The sequence below is a fragment of the Agromyces sp. CF514 genome, assembly GCF_900113185.1.
GTDB lineage: Bacteria > Actinomycetota > Actinomycetes > Actinomycetales > Microbacteriaceae > Agromyces.
The window spans coordinates 1-5,697 of sequence record NZ_FOZD01000004.1 but is presented as its reverse complement, the minus strand read 5'-3'; the positions used below and the strand labels follow the sequence as shown (position 1 = coordinate 5,697).

The following is a 5,697-nucleotide window of genomic DNA, read 5'->3' as shown; positions in this document are numbered from 1 at the left end:
GTGGTGGTATGGTTGGCAGGTTGCCCTGAATTGCAGGTCCACGGGTTGTGGGTGTCTGGTTTTGTGGCGTCTGGTTCTTGAGAACTCAACAGCGTGCACTATGTTCAATGCCAATTTTTTGAACCCCAATCTGTCCTTTCGGGGATGGGTGGGATTCCTTTGATTGATGGACAATTTGATTTTTATTAGTCAGTTGTTTCTCTGTCAGTGAACAAACTCTGATCGCCTCTTCGGGGGTGGTCGAAACAATTTTTTTGGAGAGTTTGATCCTGGCTCAGGACGAACGCTGGCGGCGTGCTTAACACATGCAAGTCGAACGATGAACTCCAGCTTGCTGGGGGGATTAGTGGCGAACGGGTGAGTAACACGTGAGTAACCTGCCCTGGACTCTGGGATAAGCGTTGGAAACGACGTCTAATACCGGATAGGACCTCGAACCGCATGGTTTGGGGTGGAAAGTTTTTTCGGTCTGGGATGGACTCGCGGCCTATCAGCTTGTTGGTGAGGTAATGGCTCACCAAGGCGTCGACGGGTAGCCGGCCTGAGAGGGTGACCGGCCACACTGGGACTGAGACACGGCCCAGACTCCTACGGGAGGCAGCAGTGGGGAATATTGCACAATGGGCGAAAGCCTGATGCAGCAACGCCGCGTGCGGGATGACGGCCTTCGGGTTGTAAACCGCTTTTAGTAAGGAAGAAGGGGAGCTTGCTCCTTGACGGTACTTGCAGAAAAAGGACCGGCTAACTACGTGCCAGCAGCCGCGGTAATACGTAGGGTCCGAGCGTTGTCCGGAATTATTGGGCGTAAAGAGCTCGTAGGCGGTTTGTCGCGTCTGCTGTGAAATCTGGAGGCTCAACCTCCAGCCTGCAGTGGGTACGGGCAGACTAGAGTGCGGTAGGGGAGAATGGAATTCCTGGTGTAGCGGTGGAATGCGCAGATATCAGGAGGAACACCGATGGCGAAGGCAGTTCTCTGGGCCGTAACTGACGCTGAGGAGCGAAAGCGTGGGGAGCGAACAGGATTAGATACCCTGGTAGTCCACGCCGTAAACGTTGGGCGCTAGATGTGGGGACCTTTCCACGGTTTCCGTGTCGTAGCTAACGCATTAAGCGCCCCGCCTGGGGAGTACGGCCGCAAGGCTAAAACTCAAAGGAATTGACGGGGGCCCGCACAAGCGGCGGAGCATGCGGATTAATTCGATGCAACGCGAAGAACCTTACCAAGGCTTGACATGACCGAGAACGCCCTAGAAATAGGGAACTCTTTGGACACTCGGTTACAGGTGGTGCATGGTTGTCGTCAGCTCGTGTCGTGAGATGTTGGGTTAAGTCCCGCAACGAGCGCAACCCTCGTCGCATGTTGCCAGCACGTAATGGTGGGAACTCATGTGAGACTGCCGGGGTCAACTCGGAGGAAGGTGGGGATGACGTCAAATCATCATGCCCCTTATGTCTTGGGCTTCACGCATGCTACAATGGCCGGTACAAAGGGCTGCGATGTCGTAAGGCGGAGCGAATCCCAAAAAGCCGGTCTCAGTTCGGATTGAGGTCTGCAACTCGACCTCATGAAGTCGGAGTCGCTAGTAATCGCAGATCAGCAACGCTGCGGTGAATACGTTCCCGGGCCTTGTACACACCGCCCGTCAAGTCATGAAAGTCGGTAACACCCGAAGCCGGTGGCCTAACCCTTGTGGAGGGAGCCGTCGAAGGTGGGATCGGTGATTAGGACTAAGTCGTAACAAGGTAGCCGTACCGGAAGGTGCGGCTGGATCACCTCCTTTCTAAGGAGCAACTCAGAAGTCCTTCGGGGTTTCTGCAGTGCAGGCCAGATCGGGTCCAATGTGGCTCGCTGGCTGCTCATGGGTGGAACATTGAACATAGGTGCTCGTCTGAATGGTTCAGACCTAGTACGCCCGCTTCGGTGGGTTGGAACGGTGGGGGCCGGCCGGTCGGGCACGTTGCACGCTGTTGGGTCCTGAGGGACCGGACAACCCCGGGCTTTGGTTCGGGGGTGATGGTTTCTTCAGACCTTCACGAAGCCGATGGTTGATGATTCGGTGGGGTGGGGGTTCTGGCCGTCTGTTGAGAACTACATAGTGGACGCGAGCATCTTAGATTCAGGACTTCGGTCCTGGATCACAAAAGGTGAATCGCATTGGATGACATCTTTCGGGGTGTTGTTCGGTGTGTTCACTGGTCAATTTCTCCGGCACTTCGGTGTCGGATACGAATTCGATCGAACTCATGTGATTTCAAGTTTCTAAGAGCAAACGGTGGATGCCTTGGCATCTGGAGCCGAAGAAGGACGTCGTAATCTGCGATAAGCCTCGGGGAGCTGATAAACGAGCTGTGATCCGAGGATTTCCGAATGGGGAAACCCCGCCAGGCCCTTTGGGTGACCTGGTGACTCCCGCCTGAATATATAGGGCGGGTAGAGGGAACGTGGGGAAGTGAAACATCTCAGTACCCACAGGAAGAGAAAACAACCGTGATTCCGTAAGTAGTGGCGAGCGAACGCGGAAGAGGCTAAACCGAGCCATGTGTGATACCCGGCAGGGGTTGCATGGTCGGGGTTGTGGGACCTTTCGGACTGTACTGCCGTGCAGTCACGGTGACGCGTCAGGTATAGACGAACCGCATTGAAAGGCGGACCGGAGTGGGTGTGAGTCCCGTAGTCGAAATGCCTGGCCGGCCGGAGAGGTATCCCAAGTAGCGCGGGGCCCGAGAAATCCCGCGTGAATCTGTCAGGACCACCTGATAAGCCTAAATACTCCCAGATGACCGATAGCGGACAAGTACCGTGAGGGAAAGGTGAAAAGTACCCCGGGAGGGGAGTGAAATAGTACCTGAAACCGTTTGCTTACAAACCGTTGGAGCACCCTTGTTGGTGTGACAGCGTGCCTTTTGAAGAATGAGCCTGCGAGTTAGTGATCTGTGGCGAGGTTAACCCGTGTGGGGCAGCCGTAGCGAAAGCGAGTCTGAATAGGGCGATTCAGTCGCAGGTCCTAGACCCGAAGCGAAGTGATCTATCCATGGCCAGGTTGAAGCGACGGTAAGACGTCGTGGAGGACCGAACCCACTTCAGTTGAAAATGGAGGGGATGAGCTGTGGATAGGGGTGAAAGGCCAATCAAACTTCGTGATAGCTGGTTCTCTCCGAAATGCATTTAGGTGCAGCGTTGCGTGTTTCTTGCCGGAGGTAGAGCTACTGGATGGCCGATGGGCCCCAAAAGGTTACTGACGTCAGCCAAACTCCGAATGCCGGTAAGTGAGAGCGCAGCAGTGAGACGGTGGGGGATAAGCTTCATCGTCGAGAGGGAAACAACCCAGACCACCAACTAAGGTCCCTAAGCGCGTGCTAAGTGGGAAAGGATGTGGAGTTGCACAGACAACCAGGAGGTTGGCTTAGAAGCAGCCACCCTTGAAAGAGTGCGTAATAGCTCACTGGTCAAGTGATTCCGCGCCGACAATGTAACGGGGCTCAAGCACGCCACCGAAGTTGTGGCATTGACATATACAGGTAGGCCTTCGTGGTCCAGCCGTGTTGATGGGTAGGAGAGCGTCGTGTGGGCAGTGAAGCGGCGGTGTAAACCAGCCGTGGAGGCCACACGAGTGAGAATGCAGGCATGAGTAGCGAAAGACGGGTGAGAAACCCGTCCTCCGGAAGACCAAGGGTTCCAGGGTCAAGCTAATCTGCCCTGGGTAAGTCGGGACCTAAGGCGAGGCCGACAGGCGTAGTCGATGGACAACGGGTTGATATTCCCGTACCGGCGAAGAACCGCCCACATGAAATCAGGAGTGCTAAGCATCCCAAGACGCGTGGATCCCTTCGGGGACGATCGTGAGGCGGCATGCGACCCCATCTGGTGGAGTGAGCGTATTAACAGGTGTGACGCAGGAAGGTAGCCCAACCCGGGCGATGGTTGACCCGGGGCAAGTGCGTAGGCCGAGCGATAGGCAAATCCGTCGCTCATGATGGCTGAGACACGATGCGGATGAAAAGTGGGTGATCCTATGCTGCCGAGAAAAGCATCGACGCGAGGTTCCAGCCGCCCGTACCCCAAACCGACTCAGGTGGTCAGGTAGAGAATACTAAGGAGATCGAGAGAATCGTGGTTAAGGAACTCGGCAAAATGCCCCCGTAACTTCGGGAGAAGGGGGGCCTAAGGCGTGAACCAACTTGCTTGGGGAAGCGCTGCAGGGCCGCAGAGACCAGTGGGAAGCGACTGTTTACTAAAAACACAGGTCCGTGCCAAGTCGCAAGACGATGTATACGGACTGACGCCTGCCCGGTGCTGGAAGGTTAAGAGGACCGGTTAGCCGCAAGGCGAAGCTGAGAATTTAAGCCCCAGTAAACGGCGGTGGTAACTATAACCATCCTAAGGTAGCGAAATTCCTTGTCGGGTAAGTTCCGACCTGCACGAATGGCGTAACGACTTCCCAGCTGTCTCAACCGCGAACTCGGCGAAATTGCATTACGAGTAAAGATGCTCGTTACGCGCAGAAGGACGGAAAGACCCCGTGACCTTTACTACAGCTTGGTATTGGTGTTCGGTGTGGCTTGTGTAGGATAGGTGGGAGACTGTGAAGCTGGCACGCTAGTGTCGGTGGAGTCATTGTTGAAATACCACTCTGGTCACTCTGGATATCTAACTTCGAACCGTGATCCGGTTCAGGGACAGTGCCTGGTGGGTAGTTTAACTGGGGCGGTTGCCTCCCAAAAAGTAACGGAGGCGCCCAAAGGTTCCCTCAACCTGGTTGGCAATCAGGTGGCGAGTGTAAGTGCACAAGGGAGCTTGACTGTGAGACTGACAGGTCGAGCAGGGACGAAAGTCGGGACTAGTGATCCGGCAGTGGCTTGTGGAAGCGCTGTCGCTCAACGGATAAAAGGTACCTCGGGGATAACAGGCTGATCTTGCCCAAGAGTCCATATCGACGGCATGGTTTGGCACCTCGATGTCGGCTCGTCGCATCCTGGGGCTGGAGTAGGTCCCAAGGGTTGGGCTGTTCGCCCATTAAAGCGGTACGCGAGCTGGGTTTAGAACGTCGTGAGACAGTTCGGTCCCTATCCTCTGCGCGCGCAGGAAATTTGAGAGGATCTGACCCTAGTACGAGAGGACCGGGTTGGACGAACCTCTGGTGTGCCAGTTGTTCCGCCAGGAGCACCGCTGGTTAGCTACGTTCGGGATGGATAACCGCTGAAAGCATCTAAGCGGGAAGCCGGCCTCAAGATGAGATTTCCATACCTTCGGGTGAGAGGCTCCCAGCCAGACGACTGGGTTGATAGGCCGGATGTGGAAGACAGGACTAACGACTGTCGGAGCTGACCGGTACTAATAAGCCGATAACTTGAAACCTCACTACACACACACGAAAGTGTTCATTCACGTAAAAGGCGTGTGTGTGGCCTGATGACTCGCGTCCACTCTGTGGTTCCCAACAGACGGAAACACAACATACAACTCAACACACGACACCCATCCGTACCGGTCCCACCAGACCGACCCGGATGGGGTCACCGAGACTACACACCCACCACCCCACAGGGTTGGTGCAGGATGTGGCAAGAGTTTCGGCGGCCATAGCGCGAGGGAAACGCCCGGACACATTCCGAACCCGGAAGCTAAGACTCGCAGCGCCGATGGTACTGCAGGGGGGACCCTGTGGGAGAGTAGGACACCGCCGGACAACCATTACC

3 rRNA genes are annotated in these 5,697 nt (G+C 55.7%); all 3 read left to right on the top strand.

Annotated elements, in window-relative coordinates:
- The first annotated feature begins 251 nt into the window (after window positions 1–251).
- Window positions 252–1,781, top strand: a 16S ribosomal RNA gene (locus BM342_RS19355).
- A gap of 469 nt (window positions 1,782–2,250) precedes the next feature.
- A 23S ribosomal RNA gene (locus BM342_RS19350) occupies window positions 2,251–5,356 on the top strand.
- Window positions 5,357–5,570: 214 nt separating this feature from the next.
- A 5S ribosomal RNA gene (rrf, locus tag BM342_RS19345) occupies window positions 5,571–5,687 on the top strand.
- The 16S, 23S and 5S rRNA genes sit together here, the layout of an rRNA operon.
- Window positions 5,688–5,697: the final 10 nt, after the last annotated feature.